This window comes from Sciscionella marina DSM 45152 (genome assembly GCF_000379465.1).
In the GTDB taxonomy this organism is placed as follows: domain Bacteria; phylum Actinomycetota; class Actinomycetes; order Mycobacteriales; family Pseudonocardiaceae; genus Sciscionella; species Sciscionella marina.
This window is the reverse complement of the sequence record NZ_KB905385.1, coordinates 64719-83949: the sequence shown is the minus strand read 5'-3', so window position 1 is coordinate 83949 and position 19231 is coordinate 64719. Positions and strand designations below refer to the sequence as shown.

Annotated in this window: 18 protein-coding genes and 1 pseudogene; 10 read left to right on the top strand and 9 right to left on the bottom strand. The window is 69.1% G+C overall.

The genetic code is table 11. From position 1 onward, the window contains the following. Nucleotides 1–138 precede the first annotated feature (138 nt). Nucleotides 139–822: a TetR/AcrR family transcriptional regulator gene (locus A37U_RS0113170; protein ID WP_026197181.1), complete on the top strand. Its 684-nt coding sequence runs from the start codon at nt 139–141 to the stop codon at nt 820–822. Between the two features lie 21 nt (nt 823–843). Here the strand turns inward: A37U_RS0113170 and A37U_RS0113165 are convergent, their stop codons facing one another. Further along, nucleotides 844–1638, bottom strand: a complete 795-nt coding sequence (locus tag A37U_RS0113165) for an alpha/beta fold hydrolase (RefSeq protein ID WP_020497114.1) — start codon at nt 1636–1638, stop codon at nt 844–846. 129 nt (nt 1639–1767) lie between these two features. Next, nucleotides 1768–2250 carry a MarR family transcriptional regulator gene (locus A37U_RS43475; RefSeq protein WP_157182808.1) on the bottom strand — a complete coding sequence of 161 codons (483 nt, stop codon included), beginning with the start codon at nt 2248–2250 and terminating at the stop codon, nt 1768–1770. Nucleotides 2251–2477: 227 nt separating this feature from the next. Between A37U_RS43475 and A37U_RS0113155 the strand changes: the two genes are divergently transcribed. Next, nucleotides 2478–3629, top strand: a complete 1152-nt coding sequence (locus A37U_RS0113155) for an FAD-dependent oxidoreductase (protein WP_020497112.1) — start codon at nt 2478–2480, stop codon at nt 3627–3629. On the opposite strand, the gene A37U_RS0113150 is transcribed toward A37U_RS0113155, so the two are convergent. Next, nucleotides 3617–3892, bottom strand: coding sequence for a hypothetical protein (locus A37U_RS0113150; RefSeq protein WP_157182807.1), 276 nt, complete (start codon nt 3890–3892; stop codon nt 3617–3619). The genes A37U_RS0113155 and A37U_RS0113150 overlap by 13 nt on opposite strands. Nucleotides 3893–3965: 73 nt before the next feature. Between A37U_RS0113150 and A37U_RS0113145 the strand changes: the two genes are divergently transcribed. Next, on the top strand, nt 3966–4715 hold the full coding sequence (locus A37U_RS0113145) for a nucleotidyltransferase domain-containing protein (RefSeq protein WP_020497110.1): 750 nt from the start codon (nt 3966–3968) through the stop codon (nt 4713–4715). Here A37U_RS0113145 and A37U_RS54410 read toward each other — a convergent pair. The 4 genes and pseudogenes from A37U_RS54410 to A37U_RS0113130 all read right to left on the bottom strand — a co-directional run bounded on the left by A37U_RS54410 (nt 4712) and on the right by A37U_RS0113130 (nt 10397). After that, nucleotides 4712–4846, bottom strand: coding sequence for a hypothetical protein (locus tag A37U_RS54410; RefSeq protein WP_020497109.1), 135 nt, complete (start codon nt 4844–4846; stop codon nt 4712–4714). The genes A37U_RS0113145 and A37U_RS54410 overlap by 4 nt on opposite strands. Continuing rightward, nucleotides 4819–5858, bottom strand: a pseudogene (locus A37U_RS43470) (P1 family peptidase). The gene A37U_RS54410 and the pseudogene A37U_RS43470 overlap by 28 nt, the downstream one beginning before the upstream one ends. A gap of 137 nt (nt 5859–5995) precedes the next feature. Then, the gene (locus A37U_RS0113135) at nt 5996–9292 is read right to left on the bottom strand and encodes a molybdopterin-dependent oxidoreductase (protein ID WP_026197180.1); all 3297 of its coding nucleotides are present in this window, start codon (nt 9290–9292) and stop codon (nt 5996–5998) included. Nucleotides 9293–9311: 19 nt separating this feature from the next. Beyond that, nucleotides 9312–10397 carry an ABC transporter ATP-binding protein gene (locus A37U_RS0113130; RefSeq protein WP_020497107.1) on the bottom strand — a complete coding sequence of 362 codons (1086 nt, stop codon included), beginning with the start codon at nt 10395–10397 and terminating at the stop codon, nt 9312–9314. 74 nt (nt 10398–10471) lie between these two features. Here A37U_RS0113130 and A37U_RS0113125 point away from each other — a divergent pair, with 74 nt between their 5' ends. Together A37U_RS0113125 and A37U_RS0113120 are read left to right on the top strand one after the other, a co-directional pair. Then, nucleotides 10472–11467 (top strand): winged helix-turn-helix domain-containing protein, encoded by a 996-nt coding sequence (locus tag A37U_RS0113125; RefSeq protein WP_020497106.1) that lies wholly within the window; start codon nt 10472–10474, stop codon nt 11465–11467. A gap of 94 nt (nt 11468–11561) precedes the next feature. Beyond that, a complete protein-coding gene (locus A37U_RS0113120) occupies nt 11562–12221 on the top strand; it encodes a phosphatase PAP2 family protein (protein WP_020497105.1) in 660 nt (219 codons plus the stop codon). A 121-nt stretch (nt 12222–12342) separates the two neighbouring features. Here A37U_RS0113120 and A37U_RS0113115 read toward each other — a convergent pair whose 3' ends face one another. After that, nucleotides 12343–13284 (bottom strand): DMT family transporter, encoded by a 942-nt coding sequence (locus tag A37U_RS0113115; RefSeq protein WP_240437577.1) that lies wholly within the window; start codon nt 13282–13284, stop codon nt 12343–12345. A gap of 125 nt (nt 13285–13409) precedes the next feature. On the opposite strand from A37U_RS0113115, the gene A37U_RS0113110 reads away from it, so the two are divergent. Next, entirely contained in the window at nt 13410–14081 is a 672-nt protein-coding gene (locus A37U_RS0113110; RefSeq protein WP_051111634.1) for a VC0807 family protein, read from the top strand. A gap of 45 nt (nt 14082–14126) precedes the next feature. Here the strand turns inward: A37U_RS0113110 and A37U_RS48265 are convergent, their stop codons facing one another. Further along, on the bottom strand, nt 14127–14807 hold the full coding sequence (locus tag A37U_RS48265; RefSeq protein ID WP_020497102.1) for a MarR family winged helix-turn-helix transcriptional regulator: 681 nt from the start codon (nt 14805–14807) through the stop codon (nt 14127–14129). A 266-nt stretch (nt 14808–15073) separates the two neighbouring features. On the opposite strand from A37U_RS48265, the gene hpnC reads away from it, so the two are divergent. From hpnC to A37U_RS0113085, 4 genes are all read left to right on the top strand, one after another. After that, nucleotides 15074–15901, top strand: a complete 828-nt coding sequence (gene hpnC, locus A37U_RS43460) for a squalene synthase HpnC (protein WP_157182805.1) — start codon at nt 15074–15076, stop codon at nt 15899–15901. Continuing rightward, nucleotides 15898–16752, top strand: a complete 855-nt coding sequence (gene hpnD / locus A37U_RS0113095) for a presqualene diphosphate synthase HpnD (RefSeq protein ID WP_020497100.1) — start codon at nt 15898–15900, stop codon at nt 16750–16752. The genes hpnC and hpnD overlap by 4 nt, the downstream gene beginning before the upstream one ends. Continuing rightward, nucleotides 16752–18113: a hydroxysqualene dehydroxylase HpnE gene (hpnE, locus tag A37U_RS0113090; protein ID WP_020497099.1), complete on the top strand. Its 1362-nt coding sequence runs from the start codon at nt 16752–16754 to the stop codon at nt 18111–18113. The genes hpnD and hpnE overlap by 1 nt, the downstream gene beginning before the upstream one ends. Before the next feature lie 79 nt (nt 18114–18192). Beyond that, nucleotides 18193–19200, top strand: coding sequence for a polyprenyl synthetase family protein (locus A37U_RS0113085; protein ID WP_020497098.1), 1008 nt, complete (start codon nt 18193–18195; stop codon nt 19198–19200). Nucleotides 19201–19231: the final 31 nt, after the last annotated feature.

The following is a 19231-nucleotide window of genomic DNA, read 5'->3' as shown; positions in this document are numbered from 1 at the left end:
TGGTTGTGTCTAAGGTGTCTCGTACCGTCAAACGAGCTGGCCGCGGGGAGGTTACTTCGCCCAGCGCAGGGCGCACGAGCATCTCGAAACTTACCGGCGGTTTCGATGGTAGATTCGCTATACGCCCCGGAGGAGGAGGTGTCGGGCTTGTCGAAACTCGCCCAGCAGCGGCCGCGCCGCACCCAGGCGGAGCGGCGCGCCGAGACCCGCCGCAAGCTGCTCGACGCCACGATCGACTGCCTCGTCGAGTACGGCTACGCGGGTATGACCACCGCGAAGGTCGTCGAACGCGCCGGGGTGACCAGGGGCGCGCAGGCACACTACTTCCAGACCAAGGCCAGCCTGGTCGTCGCCGCGATCCGGCACCTGGCGATGCGCCGCGCCGAGGAAGCCTTCGAGCGGATGGCCACCATCCGCAAGACCAACGACCCCCTGGACGCCGCGCTCGAACTGCTCTGGGAGACGCACAACGGACCGGTCTTCATCGCCACCACCGAACTCTGGCTCGCCGCGCGCACCGATCCCGAACTGAGCGAGCAGATGAACGTGGTCGAGCCCATGGCGACCAGCGCGATCCTGAGCTTCACCCAGCGCTTCCCGCTCGGCAAACCCTGGCTGCGCGAGCTGCAGAACTTCCTCTACACCGCGATGGACACGGTGCGCGGGCTGATGCTCGGCGGGTTCGGGCTCACCGAGGAGGAACAGCTCGCCCGCTGGCGCAGGGCCAAGGCCGACCTGCGCGCACTGGCCGAGGCCAAGATCGCGGCGAACGGGGTCACCCCCAAGGAGCTCAATGCCATCCTGGAGAACGCGGCCAAGTGAGCACTGCGCAGACGTAGCAGTTCAGGCGTAGAAGGACAGCACCGCCTCGGCCACCGCCGCCGGGTTCTCCAGGGTCGGGAAGTGCGTCTGCCCGGGAATGTGCACCGGATCGAACCACGGGTGTTCGCGGGCGAACTCCTCCTGGAAGGTGCGGTATTCGGCGGAAAGCGGCTGCGAGTAGATGTGCCGCACGCGCAGCCGCCCGGAGAGTTCGGCCATCCGGCGCAGCGGATCTCCCCAGTGGGCGTAGGACTTCTCGATCTCCCGGCAGGCACGCATCCACATCGGACCGCCGAACCAGGTCATCTCGCGGTTCACGTGATCGAGCACGTCGAGGCAGTCGGTGCCCTCGGTCCATTCGTCGAACAGGCTCTGCCGCGCGGCCACGTGCGTCTCCGGTTCACAGCCCTCGCGGATCTGCTTGTGAAAACCGGGGAAGGGCTGCATCAGCCAGTCGAGCACCACGGTGCGGCCCAGGCTCGACTCACCGAGGCGTTCGTGCACGTCGATGTTCACCCAGCAACCGTGCGAGGTGGAGAGCAGCCGCACGTCCTCGAGGCCCAGCCGCTCGATCAGGACCAGAATGTCCGAGGCCAGATCCTCGGCCGTGAAGTCCCCGCGATCGGTCAGCCGTCCGTCGTGCCCGCGGAAATTGACCCGCAGCACCCGGTAGTGCTCGGCGAGCAGCGGTTCGAGATGCCGGAACAGCCGGTGATCCTGGGCCCAGCCGTGCAGCATGATCAACGGGGGCGCGGTGGGGTCACCGGAGTCCACGTACTCGATCGGCCAGCCGTCGATGATGACAGTGTTGAGCATGTTCCTGGGGTCCTTTCCGTCCCGAACGGGACCGGGCCGGGAGCACGGCAGGCACTCCCCGGAAATACGGAACAATGTCGTCGGCCGCGGCCACGGTATGTCGCATTGATGGCGGTCGTCAAGAATCCGCTAATCGCGCCCGCCGATCTGATCCTCGATGATGCGGACGAGTTCACCCAGCATGGCCACGACCTCGGGCCTGCGCTCCGCGGCGAACCGCTGCAGCGCATCACGCTGGAATTCGCGCAGCAGCGCGTGCTTTTCCTGCCACAGCCGTGCACCCGGTTCGGTGAGCTCGACGAGGACGACCCGGTCATCGCGCGCGCTGGGCACCCGCCGGACGATCCCCCGGTTCTCCAGCGTGTTGAGCATGCGGGTCACGGTCGGCTGGGCCAGCCCCGCCGACTGGGCGATCTCCCCGACCGGCAGCGGCCCGGCCTTGGCGACCGATTCGAGCATCGCCACCTGGGATTCGGTCAGGTTCACCCCCGCACCCTCGCGCCCGACGGTGCCACGCCCGCGTTTGAGCACGCGGTAGATGCCGTTGCAGGCCTCGGCCCATTCGACGGCCATGGCCGGATCGATCGGATCCTCCCCGGTTCGCTCCGCCACCACCCGCTCCATCCGGTATCGGCATCCTGACCAGGAGAAACCTTAGCAAACCAAGTACATAGCTTGCTATACAACTCCCCCGGCCGTATTCTGCTCGACGTCGTCCCAGGTCACCCGACGTGATCTGGCGGAGGCGGTGCGCGTGGCCGGCAGGGCCGCCGCCCGTTTCCCGGCCGATTCCGTTCCCCGCCGCGTCCGGCGGGGCGAACCACCTCCAGGGACGACACATGCCCGCATACACCGGCCATGCCGAGATCGCCGGCGGCGGTATCGGCGGCCTCACCGTCGCGGCCGCGCTCGCCAGCCACGGCTGGTCCGTCCGGCTGCACGAACGCGAGGAATCCTTGCGCGCCTTCGGTTCCGGGATTTACCTGTGGAGCAACGGTCTCGCCGTGCTCGCGCAACTCGGGGTCCTGGAACAGACCGTGGACGGCGCCCACCACGGCGGTTTCATCCAGACCCGCGACCATCGCGACCGGGTGCTCAGCCGGATCCCGATCAACCGGCCGGGCGGCGTCGAGGTGCTCACGGTGCTGCGCGAACGGCTCATCAACGCCCTGCTGGACGCCGCGCGCACGGCCGGGGTGCGGATCGTGACCGGTTCGACCGCGGTCCGCGCCGAGCCTTCCGGGGTGCTCGAACTTGCCGACGGCACCCGGCACCGGGCCGATCTCGTGGTGGCCGCGGACGGCGCCGGGTCCCGGTTGCGGGACGGACTCGGCCTGCTGCGCGGCAGGCGGGCGCTCGGCCAGCGCTGCGCCCGGTTCCTGATCCCGCGCACCCCGGGACTGGTTCCCACCGAAGACGCCGAGGACTACATCGAGTTCCTGTCCGGCAACCGCTTCCTGCTCTACACCCCGAGCAGCGCCACCGATCTGTACATCGCGCTCGTCTGCCCGGAAAACGACATCTCCGCCATCGGTGATCCGGTCCCGCAGGAACCCTGGATCTCCGCGTTCCCGCAGGCGGAACCGCTGCTGCGGGAGCTCGGCGCCGCGCCACGATGGGACGAGTTCGAATGCCTCGACCTGCGTTCCTGGTCCGCGGGCAGAGTGGCGGTCCTCGGCGATGCCGCGCACGCCCAGCCGCCGTATCTCGGGCAGGGCGGTGGCTGCGCGATGTTGGCCGCGGCCGGGCTCGCGCACACGGTCACCCACGGCGCGGGAACCCTGGAGGACCGGCTTCGCCAGTGGGAAACGCGGGAACGCCCGCTCATCGCCCGCACCCAGCGGTTCTCCTACCGGGTCGGACAGCTCAACGACCTCGCCGACCGTCCGCGCGCCACCCTGCTACGGGTACTCGGCCGGTCACGGAGGTTCGCCGATGCCCGGCTGCGTGCCGCGCGCGCGATCCCGGCGGGCACCGATCAGATCAGGTAGAGCACCGCGAACACCGCGGCGGCGAGCACCGCAAGCCAGGCCACGGCCCGCGCGGCCTTCGCGCCCTTGTCCCCGAGCACATGGTGCGCGAGCCCGTTCAGCAGCACCGCGATCCCGCACAGCGCGACCACACCCGAGGACCAGACCGGATTCGCGATCACCAGCACGATGCCCATGATCAGCACGATCGCGCCGATCACCACGTCCCTTCGCGCCGCGCGTAGACAGCGGCCCCGGATCGTCGGCGCGACGGCTCGTTCCATGCCGCTCATTAGAACACGATCACGCCGTCGCCGCGGCAACGAACCGGTTGCCGTTCCGTGTCACGATCACCGTATGGACGAGAACGGATTCCTGGAACGGATCGCCGGACGACTGGCCGGGCTGCCCCTCGTGGAAGCGGTCACCCTCGGCGGTTCCCGGGCGCAGGGCACCAATCGCCCGGACAGCGACTGGGATCTGGCGATCTACTACCGGGGCGAGTTCGATCCGGAGCACCTGCGCGCGCTCGGCTGGCCCGGCGAGGTCTCCGAGCTCGGCGGCTGGGGCGGCGGCGTGTTCAACGGCGGCGCCTGGGTCCAGCCCGAGGGACACCAGGTGGATGTGCACTACCGCGATCTCGACGTGGTGGAGCGCGAACTGGAGAAAGCGAAAGCCGGACGGTTCCACATCGAACCGCTGCTGTTCCACCTCGCCGGGATCCCGTCCTATCTGATCGTCGGCGAGCTCGCGATCAACAAGGTGCTGCGTGGCGAACTACCGCGACCGGTTTACCCCGAACCACTGCGGGAGAACGCGCCGAAAGTGTGGTGGGGCAGCGCGGATCTGCTGTTCACCTACGCCCGCGCGAACCATGCACCGTACGGCAGGCTCGCCCAGTGCCTCGGGCTGCTCGCGCAGGCGGCGAGTCAGTCCGCGCACGCGGCGCTCGCCGCGCACGGGGAATGGGTCACCAACGAGAAAACCCTGCTCGCCCGCGCCGGACTGAGCGGGATCGACGAGCTGTTCACCGCGGCGGTTCCGGGAAACCTCACCGAAACCGTGGATGCCGCGCGCGCACTGTGCGCGGAGACCGTCGGACTCTAGCGCCGGTTGTATTTCGCGAGCGTGTCCAGAAGTTTGTCGTCCGGCAGCTCGTATGCGGTGGCACCGCGAAATCCGGTCATCGTGCGCGCGGCGAGCATGGCGTTCAGGATGGCCTCCTCGGTGGCCTCCACGACCGCGTAGAACAGCGGATCGACAGCGGAGTTCGGTAACTGCTCGAGGTGTACGCGCTCGGGGATCCGTCCAGCGAAGCCGGGATCCGGCCCGCCGCGGCGGTGGAGACCGCGAGCGTGCCGTCCCCGCTGCCGTTCTCCCCCACGCCGCCGGTGCGCCCGATCCCGAGCGCGGTGCGTTGCGCGAGCCGATCGCACTGCTGCGCGGACAACGGCGCGTTCGTCGCGACGAGGGTGATGATCGCCCCCGCGCCCTGGTGCGATTCTCCGGGAAGCGGAACCGCATCCGCGCCGATGTGTTCGCCGACCGGAACCCCCTGCACGGTCAGCCGCGGACGTTTGCCGTGATTGGCCTGCACGAGCACCCCGACCGTCCAGCCACCGTCCGCGCCGTCCAGCACCCGCGAGGAGGTGCCGATGCCCCCTTGAAACCATGGCAGATCATCCCGGTCTCGCCGCCGACATTGCCCTCGGCGACCGGTCCCGATCGCGCGGAACGGTAGGCGGCCCGCGCATGCGCGGTCGTGACGTGCCGGCCGTTGGTGTCGTTGAGCTTGCCATCCCAGGTTTCCGCGACCACGGGCAGCGACCAGCTCTGTTTACCCTCCTCGGCCTGCAGCGCGTAGAGCGCGTCGCGCACCACCCCGACGCTGCCGGTGTTGGTGATCCAGACCGGTAAGGAGAGCAGCCCCGATTCCCACAGCCACGCGGTTCCGGTCATCTCTCCGTTACCGTTGAGCCAGTGGAACCCGGCCGGGATCACGTCCTCGAACGGATTTCCGTTGTGCGGCACCAGCATCGCGACCCCGGTGCGCACCGCCTGTTCACCCTGCCCGGAGATCAGCGTGGTGTGCCCGACCCGGACCCCGTCCACATCGGTGATCGCGTTGTGTTTCCCGGTTTCCCGCGATCCCACCCGGATTCCCAGTTCGCGTGCCCGCGGCCGGGCTTTCGGCGGCGGAACCTCCTGGGCCGCGTTCGCGGTCGCGCTCACCGCGGACCCGGTGAGCATCGTCCTACGGATCAGGTCCCCGCGCGTCACGTCACTGTGGCGTCGAGTCATGCCCGGAGACCATCCTCGCCCCGGTCACCCCGCTCAACGGGCAATGTGCACAGAACGTCCGCACAATACGAACCTTCTGCCTGTACTCAGGCGTCGATCTCCAAGTCGGAGAGCGGAATCGCCTGGCAGCTCAGGCAACTGCCCGGTTCGTTGTCCACAGTGGACAGGTGGGCGAATTCGCCGCCACGCACCGTGATCCGGCAGGATTCGCAGGCCCCGGTGCGGCATCCGCTCGGCAGCGGGATGCCCTCCGCCTCCGCGGCGTCCAGCAGGGTGCCGGATTCCTTGGTCCAGCGCAGTTCCCGGCCACTGCGGGTGAACCGGACCGTGGCGGGGGCCAGCGTTTCCGGGATCTCCACCTCGGTGAAGAACTCCTCGCTGAAGATGTCGAACCGGTCCAGCCCGGCCGCGTGGAACTGCTCGATGAGCTCACTCATCATCGCCGCGGGCCCGCACAGATAGACCAAGGGCTTGCGCGCCAGGAACTCCGGGTCGAGCTCGGTGACCCCGAACCGGGGGATCCCCGCGCCGGTGCGGTATTCGTGTACCCGCGCCTGCGGCACCCGTCCGGCGAGTTCGCGCAGGCGCTCGGCGATCGGCGCCGCGCCCTGCTCGTTCCTGCGGGTGTAGACCACGCGCAGATCCGGTGGCGCGGTGGCCCCGGTGGCCAGCGACTCGAGGTAGCCGAGGAACGGTGTCACCCCGATCCCGCCGCCGATGCACAACACCGGCCGGTCCCCGCCGAACGGCAGGGTGAACGTGCCCGATGGGGCCTTGAGTTCGAGGATCTCCGGCGCGGATTCGTGCAGGTGCGCCGACATCCGCCCGCCGATGTGCTTGACCAGGATGCGCAGCGAGCCGGAATCGTAGGCGTTGGTGAGCGAGTACGCCCGCTGGGTGCCGAGTTCCGGTGCGTGCACCTGGATGTGCTGCCCGGGGCGGAACTGCGGCACGGCACCGCCGTCGACCGGTTGCAGGGTCAGCGAAAGCGCGCCCACCTCGGTGCGGACCCGCGCGGTGACCCGGAATTCGCGCCAACCGGACCAGTTTCCCGCCGAGGTCTCGTCGTCCCTGCGGATATCGCAAGCGACCGCGCGCAACGGCACCGATCCACTCACCGGATCCCGGCGGCGATCCGAGAGGGCGGCGTTGATGTTGCTCGTCCGGGTGCCGAGTGCGTCCAGCCCCGGTGTCGCGGCCACCGGCTGGTTGTCCCACCAGCCGTGTTCGGCGATCGCCACCCGCTCGTGCAGGCTCTCATCGAATCGCACCCGCAACCGCGCCTGCCCGTCCGGGGTGCGCACGATCGCCCAGTCCCCCTCGGCGAGTCCGCGCGCCGCCGCGAGCGTGGGGTGAAGTTCCAGGCAGGGATCGGGTGAACGCCGCCGCAGCGAGGCGAGCTTGCGCAGCGAGGAGTGCGTGTAGTGGCCGTTTTTCGCGGTGGTGAGCACGAAGGGGAAGTCCTCGTCACCGGGAGCCACCTCGTCCGGTTCGGTGAACGTGGGCAGCGTGGGCTGACCGTGCTCGCGCAGGATCGTGGCGTACAACTCGACACGGCGGGTATGGGTCGCGAACCCGGTCACCGTCCCGTCCGACGCCTCGGTGGCGTACTTGCGCTCGCGCTGCTCGATGGGGATTCGCACCCCCTCGGGCTTGGCACGCAGCTGTTCGACGGTGAGCCCGAGCGGGGCGAGCTGATGATTCCAGCCCGCGTCCAGATCCCCGTCGAAGAAATCCGCGCGCAGGCCGAGCCGGTCCGCGAGGCCGAGCACGATCTCGTAGTCCGAACGCGAATCCCCGGCCGGTGGCACCATTCTGGGCCGCAGCTGCACGTGTTCCTCACCGGCGGCGCTGTTGTCGAAGCCGATCAGCAGGCCCTCGCGTTCCGGGGGCGCGCACACCGGCAACAGGATGTCCGCCGTGGCCGCGGTCGGGTTCACGAACATATCGCATTGCACCTGGAAATCCAGTGCCCGCAAGGCTTCCCGGTTCTCGTCCGCGGCACCCTGGGAGACCACCATGTTCGCGCCGAAACCGATCAGCGCCCGCACCGGGTACGGCTGCCCGGAAAGCGCGGCGCGCCGGAAGTCCCGCGCGGTGACATTGCCCTGCGCGGGCGGGCCGAGCGGCATCTCGGCCTTGCCGAGGGCCTTCTCCTGCTGCTCGGGGCCGAGGATCGAGAACGGCCCGAGCGGGTTCTGCGCGAGTTTGTCGAACCACCGGATACCGCCGGTGCGGTCGTAGCTGCCGAGCAGCGCGTACAGCACGCCCATGGCGCGTTCGGTCTGGGTCGCGTTGGTGTGCTGGCCGACCCCGGTCCAGGTGTAGTAGGTGACCCGCTGGTGTTTGGTCAGCAGCGCGTAGAAATCCGCGATCTCGGCCGGTTCCAGCCAGGTGGTCTCGGCGACCCGGTCCAGGCTCCAGTCACCCGCGTGCTCGGCGAGCAGTTCGAATACCGGGCGCGCGGTCCGGCCGTCCGGCAGCGTGTAACTCCCGCGCAGAGCCACATTCCGCGGTTCGGCGAGCGGATGGGCGGTGTCGTAACCGCGCGGGGCCTCGAGCACGGTGTCCCACACCAGGAATTCCCCGTCCGCGCCGAGGAGTTCACCGTCCTCCCCGACCAGCATCGGCGCATTGGTCCAGCAGCGCACGAATTCCTCGTCGTAGCTCCCGTGCTGGATCAGCTGGTTGATCATCCCGAGGGCCAGCGCTCCGTCGGTCCCCGGCCGGATCCGCATCCAGGTGTCCGCCTGTTGCCCGCTTCCCGCCCGCTTCGGATCGATGACCACGACGGTCGCCCCGTCCTTGCGAGCCTCGGCGATCGCGCTCGCCTGCGCCAGCCAGGTGCGTGCCGGATTGTGCCCCCACAGCACGATCAGCTCGGCGTGCCGGTAGTCGGGGGTGCCGATTCCCTTGCCGAAGGTGAAGGCGTGCGCGAAATTCTTGTGCCAGCCGCAGATCTCGGTCGCATAGATGATGTTCGGGCTGCCGTAGTACCGCACCAGACGGTTGACCCACTCGTGCCCGTCCACCATCGGCGTGCCACTCGGCGTGGTCACCGCGAAGGCGACCGCTTCCGGTCCCGACTCCGCGGCGATCGCGGTGAGCCGCTCCGCGACCTCGTCCAGTGCCTCGTCCCAGCCGATCCGCACCCAGCCGGGATCCTCGGCGTCCTTCGGATTGGTACGCCGCATCGGATGCAGCAGCCGCTCCCCGCTCGCCACCAGTTCCGGCATCGCCCTTCCCTTGGCACACAGGGCGCCACCGGTCGGGTGCTCGGACAGCGGTTCCACGGCGAGCAGCCGGTTCCCGTCCACCACGGAAATCGAGCCACAGTGCGATTTACAGAGCGTACAGTAACCGGGAACCCGCCGAGCACTCATATCATCCGAGCATACCGGCTCAGTCGCTGATGCGAAGCCCTGTTTCCGGGTCGAACACGTGCGCCTGATCCGCCGCATTCACCCCGATCCGCACCTTTTCCCCGAGCCGCGGCGGGGTGCGCCCGTCCACCCGGACCACGAGGCGCTGGTTGCTGTCTCCGGCCACGGTGCCGTGCAGGTAGGCGTCCGCACCGAGCTCTTCGACCAGTTCCACGGACAGTTCCGTGCCCGGTTCGTCCGCACCGACCAGGCGCAGCGATTCGGGGCGCAGCCCGAGGGTGACCTGATCGTGCGCCCCGGTCTCCGCCCCGCGCAGCAGCGGGATGTCGAGGCCGCCGAGCTGCGCGCCGTCCGCGGAAACGCTCGCGGTGACCAGGTTCATACTCGGTGAACCGATGAAGCCGGCGACGAAAGCGTTCTCCGGGCGCTCATAGAGTTCGCGGGGCGAGGCACACTGTTGCAACAGCCCGTCCTTGAGCACCGCGACCCGGTGACCCATGGTCATCGCCTCGACCTGGTCGTGGGTGACGTAGATAGTCGTGGTGCCGAGCCGCTGCTGCAGCGCGGCGATATTGGCCCTGGTCTCCACCCGCAGCTTGGCGTCCAAATTGGACAGTGGCTCGTCCATCAGGAACACGCTCGGTTCGCGCACGATCGCGCGCCCCATCGCGACTCGTTGCCGCTGCCCGCCGGAGAGCGCCTTCGGTTTGCGGTCCAGGTAGGCGGTCAGGTCGAGCATCTCGGCGGCCTCGCGGACCTTCTCCGCGACCGTCGCCTTGGCCACCCGCTTGAGCCGCAGCGCGAAACCCATGTTCTCCGCGACGGTCATGTGCGGATAGAGCGCATAGGACTGGAACACCATGGCGATGTCCCTGTCCTTGGGCTGCACCTTGGTGACATCCCGGCCACCGATGGTGATGCTGCCCTCGTTGACCTCCTCGAGCCCGGCGAGCATGCGCAGCGCGGTCGACTTCCCCGATCCGGAGGGGCCGACGAGCACGAGGAATTCGCCGTCGTTGACCTGCAGGCTCAGTTTGTCCACCGCCCGAACGGGCGGATTGCCGGGATACACCCTGGACGCTTCGACGTATGCCACCTCTGCCATGCGCGCTTTCCTACCGGTGGTCCACCGGATGCGCCAGGTTTTGTTCGTTCACCGAATGAACTAATCTGGCGAACATGGATCCCGGACGCGGCGCCGGCGGCTCGGCGTTACGCAGCCACAACATGGCGTTACTGCTCCGGTTGATCACCGATGAGCCCGGGTGTTCGCGGGCCGCGCTGGCCGGGCGCACCGGGCTGACCAAGGCCACGGTCTCCACGCTGACCGCCGAACTCATCGAGTCCGGTCTGGTGCACGAAACGGTCCGCGGCGGCACCGACCGGCCAGGGCGCCCCGCGACGAGCCTCGCCCCGGACCCGCTCGGCCCGGTGGGGATCGGGCTGAGCCTGCGCGCGGGCAAGGCCGTCGGTTATCTCGCCGACCTCGGCGGCCGGGTGCTGGCCAGGGAGACCAGGGGCATCGAGGGCAGCGAACCGCGGCTGGCGCGCCCGGTGCTGCGCAAACTGTTCGACACGGCCACATCCGCGGGGCGCTCGGTGGCCGGGGTGACCCTGGCTGCTCCGCCCGGAAGGCACGGTCCCGAACTCGACGCCCGGTTGCGCGCCGAACTCGCCGAACTCGGCGCCCCGGGCATCGAGGCGGCAAGCGGCGACGAGCTCCGCTATGCCGCGCAGGCGCAGGCGCGGGCGCACGGCAGCGAGCGGTTGCTCTACCTCGGCGGCGAGACCGTGCTCGGTGCGGCCCTGCTCCCGGAAGGCAGCTCCGGGGACCTCACCCATGTCCCGGTGCGCCCGCGCGGGGAACCCTGCCCGTGCGGCGCTCGCGGCTGCCTCGGCCGTTATGTGGACCCGGCGAGCGTGCGCGAACGAACCGGGCACGCCATCGAGGCGCTGAGCATCGCGCTAGCCCCGATGCTCGCGCTCACCGGGTGGCCCCCGGTGCTGCTCGGTGGCTGGCTGCGCGCGGTACCCGCGAGCACCGTCGGCTGGCGGCTCGGCGCGCAGGTGCACACCGCCCGGCTCGGCACCGAGGCAAGCCTGGTCGGCGCCTGCACGGCAGCGCTGGCGCACATCCGGGAAGACCCGGCGAGCTGGCTGGCGCAGTGGAGCTGACCTTAGCGATGAACGGGGCGCAGGGCGACGGCTTGACACCGATCACATCGGCTAGGCTCGCCCGCCTACCCGCCATTCCGAGCACGGAGGACCGATGAATCCAGCAGCCACCGACGCCGCGCGCACCGCGGTCGATGGGTCGGGGATCGACGGCTCCTGGTACGTGGACCTGACCGACTTCGCAAAGCAGACGCCGTGGCTGCACGGGATCGCGAACGGTTTCACCGACTACGGTTTCGTCCTGTTCGCCGCGCTGATGGTGCTCGCCTGGTGGACCGCGCGGGTCCGCTCACCGAAGATCATGGCGGCCGCGCTGTGGTCCCCGATCGCCGTGCTGCTGGCCTACGCGATCAGCAAATACCTCGTCAAACCCGTGGTGAGCGAGCTGCGCCCGTGCCGCTCGATCCCGCACGTGTTCACCGTCGCGGTCTGTGATCCGCCGAGCGACTTCGCCTTCCCCAGCGATCACTCGGTGCTCGCGGCGGCTTTCGCGGTCTCGATCCTGCTCGTACACCGCGGTATCGGCTCGGCGATGATCGTGCTCGGCCTGGTCATGGGCTTCTCCCGGGTGTACGTCGGCGCGCACTACCCACACGACGTGCTCGGCGGCTACCTGCTCGGCGCGATCGTCGCGTGCAGCGGTTTCCTGGCGATCCGGCTGCTTTCCGGTCCGATCGAACGACTACGCGAGAACGGGCGCGGCACCTGGCTGCTCGGCGCGCCCCGGCGCAAACCGGCACACGCCGCCGTCTGATCCGGGGGTGTTTCCTCGCGAAGACGGCACCGACGTGGTGTCTCGGAATACCTGGCCAGGTCGCCCAGGGCCCGAGGTTCCGCCACCGGACCCGCCGCGCGAGCCGGGCCGAAAACCCGGCTCAGTGCGAGGACTGGGGCGCGGTGTCTCCGGGAACCTCGCCCGCGTCCGCTGTCTCGTCGCCCTGCGGCGCATGGCTCGCGGTGATGTGGTCCGCGCGCCGGGAGAGCAGGCTGATCCCGCCGATGACCGCGGCGCCCGCGATGAGCTCGCCGATCAGCGTCCCCGGGGTGACCGTGACCTTCTCGTCGAACCACTGCATCCCGAGCAGTACGCCGATGATCGGGTCCACCACGGTGATCACGGCGAGCGCGGGGGAGAGCAGTTTGCCGACCTGGAAGGTGTTCTGCGCGAGCAGGAAACCGACCGGGCCGAGCGCGCAGGCCAGATAGAGCACCGGGTGGGCGAAGATCGTGCCGATCCCGTCCTGCAGCTGCGAGGTGATGACCTTCATCAGCGCCGCGGTCATCCCGTAGGCGAGACCGGTGCACAGCGCGAGCAGCAGCACCTTGAACCGGCGGCCGACGTGGTTCGCGGTGAGTACCCCGGCACCGAGAACGAGTACCAGAACGATGGCCAACGGAACCGGGCCCCACACGTCCTTGGGAACGGAGGTACCTGGTGTGGGTCGCGCGAGCAGCATGAACGCCGCGAGCCCACCGCAACATAACAAGGCTCCGACCATAATGATGCCGTCGATGCGCGTGTGCCCGAACCATGCGTAGAACACGGTGGCGAACAGCAGTGAGGTAATGATGATGGGCTGGACCAGGATCAACGGTCCGAAGTTCAGCGCGAGCAGCTGCAGCACCAGCCCCGCGATCGTGCAACCGACCCCGAGCAGCCACAGCGGCTTCTGCACGAGCCGCTTGAACAGGCGCGGGTCGAGTGTCCCCGTCGCTTCCACCTGCTTGGCCGCGCCCGCCTGGGCCGCGCTCGCGAGCCCGATGCACGCCGCGGCGAGCACGGCGAGTGGCGCGGCGACCACCAGTTCGGTATTCACCACGCGCTATTTTCCTCTCGATCCGACCGGTCCGCCACCGCAATTTCACGCGTCCGGTTATACTTCCTATGGCCAGCCCTACTCTGAACCCGGTAGTCGACCCGATTGGCAAGGTGGCTGAGCGCGTGCAGACCACTCATACGACGGTGCACCTCCCTCCGGTCGCCGCGCTGCTGCGGAAAGCGGCGGTGCCGCTCCTCGAGTCAACGCTCATCCCGCTCGGTTTGTTCTACCTGCTGTTCCGCCTCGTGGGACTGGACGGTGGCCTGTTCGCCGCGCTCGGCTGGTCCCTGCTCGCGCTCGGGCGCCGAGTCGTGCTCCGCAAGAAGGTTCCCGCCGTCCTGTGGTTGACGACCACGTTACTCGTCGTCCGAACGGTGATCGGGTTCTGCACCGGAAGCGTGTTCCTCTACTTCCTGCAGCCGACCGCGCAGAACTTCCTGATCACCTTCGCCCTGCTCGCGACGCTACCGCTGAAGCGACCGCTGCTCTCCAAGCTCGCCGACGACTTCGGGGTGATCCCGGACACCCTCTCCGGGCATCCGCACCTGCAGCGCGTGCTGAAGCAGATCTCGCTGCTGTGGGCGCTGGTGTTCCTGGTCAACGGGGTCAGCACGCTGTTCGTGCTCGCCACCCAGACGGTCGGCAACTTCCTGATGGTCTCCACCGCGGGCTCGTACGGTGTGGTCGGCGCGGCCATCGCGGTCTCGGTGCTGTGGATCCGCCGTTCGATGCGCAATCAGGGCATCGCGCTGCGGCTGAAACTGCGCTGGACGGGCGCGCACGCCGCGGCCTGACCCTCCTGCGGTACCCCTGTGAAGGGGTATTCGCCGCTCCCCGGTTCACAGCTCGTAGGCGAGCGGGGCCCCTTCGAAGAGCTGGCCGAGCGAGGTGTTCAGCCTGCTGAGCAGTTCGGCGAGCTGTTCGCACTCGTCGTCGGTCCAGCTGCCGGTGATCGCGCGAAGCACCCCACGGCGGCGCTTGCGCTCGGCCACGAACAGTTCCTTGCCGTGCGACTCCATGGTGATGACCCGGGCCCGCCGGTCGTTGGGATGGGCCGCACTGGACACCAGCCCGGCCGCGCACATGGTGGCGACCTGGCGGGTCACGGTGGACGCGGCGAGGCACAGCTCGGCGGCCAGCGTGGAGATGGTCGAGGGCCCCTTCTTGTCCAGGGTGCACAGCAACAAGTAGCTCGAGCGGTCCAGTGGAGCCTCGCGGGTGTTCTCCTGGGCGAGCATCGCGGTGGTGCGGACGAGCAGGGTCAGCTGCCGTTCGGCCAGTTCGAGACTGTCGGTTCCGGTGGCGTTCGGCCCGAGAAACGACGGAATGGGCTGTTGTTTCTTCGCGGCCTTGTTCGCCTTGTCAGCCCGGGTCGCCGCTTTCGCCCGCCGCCGCGCGACCTTGTTGTCGGCGCGCGCCTGCTTGCGCGCGAGCTTTCCGGGCGTTGTGTCCGCTCGGGCCCGCTTGCGCGGCGCCGCCTGCTGCTTGTGCGCGCGTGGCTTTCGTGGCTGTTTCCTCACCTATGCAGTCCCTGTCGGGTTGTAGCCGCCCGAGTGATGTCCCACAACTACCGTAAGCCGAGGGTGAAGAGTACGGTAGCAGCAAAAGTAGCTGTATGACACAACTAATCGCGAAATGTCCCGGACGACCTCGAACTCGGCGGTGGTCGGCAAGGCCAGCCACAAGCGGCCGCGGCGACCGACGACGGCAGTAAAGGATGACCCGATTGGCCCTCCAGCGTCAGCGATCGGGCGCCGCACAGGCGCACAGAGCACCGCATCCGGCGGTGTCCACCACCGAGCTCCGCAAGGTCGCGGGGACCGAGAATTTTCCGGTCGCACTGTGGTTTCTCCCGAAGAAGCACCGGCGTCATCTGATGGCGATCTACGTGTACGCCAGGTTCGTCGACTACATCGGCGATGAGGCGCCCGGCGATCGCGCCACCCTGCTGCGCAAGGTTTCCCGCGATCTCGACGAATTGTTCGCCGGAAGCGAGCCGCGCGACGAGGTGATGCGGGTACTGGGGGAAACCGTCCGCGAGGTCGGCATCCCCCGCGAACCATTCGACGACCTGATCACCGCGAACCTCACCGATCAGCAGGTGCGCGAGTACCGGACCTACGAGCAGCTGCTCGACTACTGCTCCTACTCCGCGAACCCGGTCGGCAACCTGGTGCTGTACGTGTTCGGCAATCACACGCCGGCGAACGAGAAGCTCTCCGACAGGATCTGCACGGCACTGCAGATCCTCGAGCACCTGCAGGACATCGCCGAGGACGCCGGGAACGGCCGGATCTACCTGCCCGCGCAGGACCGCGAACGGTTCGGGGTGAGCACCGAGGAACTGACCAGGGCACCCGCCTCGCGCGGGCTGCGCGCGCTGACCGCCTTCGAGGCCCAGCGCGCGGTGCGACTGCTGGACGAGGGAGAGCCACTGCTCAGGGAACTGCGCGGGGCCGGGCGGATCGCGGTCTCCGGGTTCCTCGCGGGCGGGCGCGCGACGGCCGCGGCGATCGCGGCGGCGAACTTCGACACGATCGGTTCGCAGGTCGGCCCGAGCAAGCCACGTACCGCGGCGCTGGCGCTGCGCAGCCTCGTTGGAGGACGAGGGTGAATCTCGACGAGGCTTATCAGCGCTGCGAGCAGATCACCACCGAACAGGCTCGCAATTTCTCCTACGGCATCAAGCTGCTGCCCAAACCCAAGCGTGCCGCGCTCTCCGCGGTGTACGCCTTCGCCAGGCGCATCGACGACATCGGGGACGGGCAGGACGACGCCGAGACCAAGCTCGCCGGTCTCGCCCTCGCCGAGCAGGCGTGCGCGGATCCCGCGGCCTTTCCCGAGGACCCGGTGCTGGTGGCGATCGCGGACACCCGGGCGCGCACCGGGATCCCGATGCGCGCCTTCGAGGAACTGATCGAAGGCTGCCGCGCGGATGTGCTCGGCACCGGTTATCCGGACTTCGAGGGGCTGCGGCACTACTGCCGTTGTGTCGCCGGATCGATCGGGCGACTCTCCCTCGCGGTGTTCGGCGCGGACCGGACCCCGGCGAACGACCGGCTCGCCGATTCGCTCGGCATCGCCCTGCAGCTGACCAACATCCTGCGCGACATCCGCGAGGACCGGATCAACGGGCGGATCTATCTGCCGGCCGAAGATCTCGAACGGTTCGGGTGCACCCTGGACATCGACGCGGACGGCGCCCTGCTCGACGAACACGACGCGCTGCTCGCCCTCATCGAGTTCGAGGCGGCCCGCGCCCAGGAGTGGTACGCCGAGGGGATGCGGCTGCTCGGCCGCCTGGACCGCAGGAGCAGGGCCTGCTGCGCGGCGATGGCCGGGATCTATCAGCGGCTGCTGACCAACATCTCGCTGCGGCCCTGGCAGGTGCTCGACCGGCGGGTCTCGTTGCCCGGTATGGAGAAGGCGGGAGTCGCCGCGCGGGCCTTGGCGGGTGCGTTCTGATGCGCGCGATCGTGGCCGGTGGCGGGCTTGCCGGGCTGACGGCGGCCTGTTCGCTGGTGGACCGTGGCTGGTCGGTCACCGTGCTCGAGGAACGGGCCCGGCTCGGCGGGGCCACCTTCTCGTTCACCAGGGAAGGACTGGTGATCGACAACGGCCAGCACGTGCTGCTGCGCTGCTACACCGAATACCTCGGCTGGCTGCGCAGGCTCGGGGTGGAACACGAGATCGAGATGCAGCCCCGGTTCCGCATCCCGGTGCAGCGCCCGGGCGGGAACCGGTACGTGCTCGAACGCACCCCCGGACTGCCCGCCCCGCTGCACCTGGGTCCCGCACTGGCCCGGTACGGACTGCTCGGCCTCACGGACCGGCTCCGGGTACTGCGCGGGGTGGACGAACTGCGCAAGCTCGAACTGGACAACCCGGCGCTGGACGAGCAGCGGTTCGGCACCTGGCTGCGCCGCGCGGGACAGAACGACCGCACCATCGAGGCGCTGTGGAACCTGATCACGGTCGCCGCGCTGAACACCGAAGCGGACAATGCCGCGCTTTCCCTGTGCGCCATGGTGTTCCGCACCGCGCTGCTGGAGAACGCGGACTCGGCAGATATCGGGATCCCCCGTGTTCCGCTGCAGCGGCTGCACGGGGAGGCCGCGGAGAAGTACCTGCGGGACCGGGGCGCGAGCGTGCGCACCGACACCCCGGCGCGCCGGATCACCCCGGACGCGGACGGGTTCACGGTGGAACTCGACGGGGAACGGCTCGAGGCGGACCGGGTCGTGCTCGCGGTACCCGCGCGCAAGGCGGCCGAGCTCGCCCCGAAGGGCTCGCTGCGCACGCCGTCCGGCTATCCCGAGGAGCTCGGCACCTCGCCGATCCTGAACCTGCACGTGGTCTACGACCGGGAAGTGCTCGACGAGCAGATGCTCGCCTTCGTCGACTCCCCCGTGCAGTGGGTGTTCGACCGCACCGCGATCTCCGGACTCACCGAATCGAGCGACGACGCGCGAAAACCGAGTGGCGCCCAGTACCTCGCCGTGTCACTGTCTGCTGCGGAAGAACTCATCGACGAGCCGACCGCGAACCTGCGCAAGACTTTCCTCCCCGAGCTGAGCAGGGTGCTTCCCGCGGCCGCCGCGGCGAACGTCGAGTCGTTCTTCGTCACCCGGGAACGGCACGCGACATTCCGCCAGGGCCCGGGGACCGCGGTGATGCGCGCGAACCCGGCGAGCAAGGTGCCGGGGCTGGTGCTCGCGGGGGCGTGGACCGGTACCGGGTGGCCGGACACGATGGAGGGAGCGGTGCGCAGCGGGCTCGACGCGGCGCGCCTCATCGGCAGACCGAGACTTCAGGAGGGCACATGACCGTGTTGGCCCGAGGACGCCTTTCCCGCGCTCCTCGCTCGCCGTGGCTCGCTGCGATGCTCGGAAAGGGCGTCCTCTCATGACCGCGGTGATGCCGAGCGAACTCACCGAAGCGCGTGAGCTGGTGACCCCCGCGTTGCGTTCGGCCATCGACCGGCTCGACGGTCCCACCGCGCGCGTCTGCCGCTACCACTTCGGCTGGGAGGACGGCGAGGGCAAACCGAGCACGCCAGGGGGCAAGACCCTGCGGCCCGCGCTCGCGCTGCTTTCCGCGCAGGCGGCCGGATCCCGCTCCGAACTCGGGGTCCCCGCCGGTGCCGCCGTCGAACTGGTGCACAACTTCTCGCTGCTGCACGACGATGTGATGGACGGGGACGTGGAGCGCCGGCACCGCGCGACCGCCTGGCGGGTCTTCGGGGTCCCCGCGGCGATCCTGGCCGGGGACGCGATGCTCACCGTCGCCGTGGACACGGTGCGCGAGGCCTATCAGCCGGACCGGGCGGTGGCCGTCGAGAAATGCCTGACGACCGCGGTGCGCAGGCTGATCGCCGGGCAGAGCGCCGATGTCAGCTTCGAATCCCGCGCCGATGTGACCGTCGAGGAATGCGTGCGCATGGAGCGGGACAAGACCTCCGCGCTGCTCGCCTGCGCCAGTTCCATCGGCGCGGTGGCCGCGGGCGCGGACGAGGCGACCGTGCACGCGCTCGACACGTTCGGCGAACACCTCGGGATCGCCTTCCAGATGGTCGACGACCTGCTCGGGATCTGGGGCGCGAGCGAGGTGACCGGCAAACCGGCGCTCTCCGACCTGACCTCGCGGAAGAAATCGGTCCCGGTGCTCGCCGCCATGGATTCCGGCACCAGCGCGGGCGACGAACTGCGCGAGCGGTACGGCAACGAGCGGGAGACCGACGTGGCCCTGCTCGCCACGCTGATCGAGAAGGCGGGCGGGCGGGAATGGACCAGTGTCCAGGCCGATGAGCACGTGCGGTCCGCGATCGCCTGCCTGGACGAGATCGATCTGCCCGAGAACACCAGGGCGGCCTTCGAACTGACCGCACGATTCGTAACGGAGCGTGACCTGTGAGCATCAGAGAGGGGAACCAGCGATCGTGAGC